The organism is Vibrio crassostreae 9ZC13 (assembly GCF_000272045.2).
Lineage (GTDB): Bacteria > Pseudomonadota > Gammaproteobacteria > Enterobacterales > Vibrionaceae > Vibrio > Vibrio crassostreae_C.
This window is the reverse complement of sequence record NZ_AJYZ02000029.1, coordinates 1-404: the sequence shown is the minus strand read 5'-3', so window position 1 is coordinate 404 and position 404 is coordinate 1. Positions and strand designations below refer to the sequence as shown.

Annotated in this window: 1 protein-coding gene; it reads right to left on the bottom strand. The window is 43.8% G+C overall.

Annotation, left to right across the window (positions count from 1 at the left end; genetic code table 11):
• Positions 1-77 precede the first annotated feature (77 nt).
• Positions 78-404, bottom strand: a 327-nt coding sequence (locus A136_RS10770; protein WP_017063650.1) for an IS110 family transposase, incomplete at its 5' end; no start/stop codon positions are given.

Below are 404 nucleotides of genomic sequence, written 5' to 3'. Positions count from 1 at the left end.
TGGTCTTAACCTATCTCCATCATTAGCGTCTGCAATGACCCGGTGGGTTTAACTCTTTATGTTGCTTAGCTTTTTACTTAAGCAGCATAGTTTTTATATTCGGTTTGATTGTGTAAAAGCGACCATATAATTCGTGCGTTTTTCGCAGCAAGTGCCACTATTGCTCGGTTCATTCCTCTCCGTTCTAGAACGCCTCGACACCACTGACTTAGCTTATCTTGCTTGTCGCCAAGGTTGGCAATCACGGTCCTTGCTCCGTGAACTAATAGTGTTCGTAAGTATTTATCGCCGTGTTTGGTTATCCGACCTAAGCGTGGCTTTCCTCCCGTCGAATATTGTTTTGGTACGAGTCCTAGCCAAGCAGAGAAATCACGGCTTTTATCAAATTGAGAACCATTGCCTAT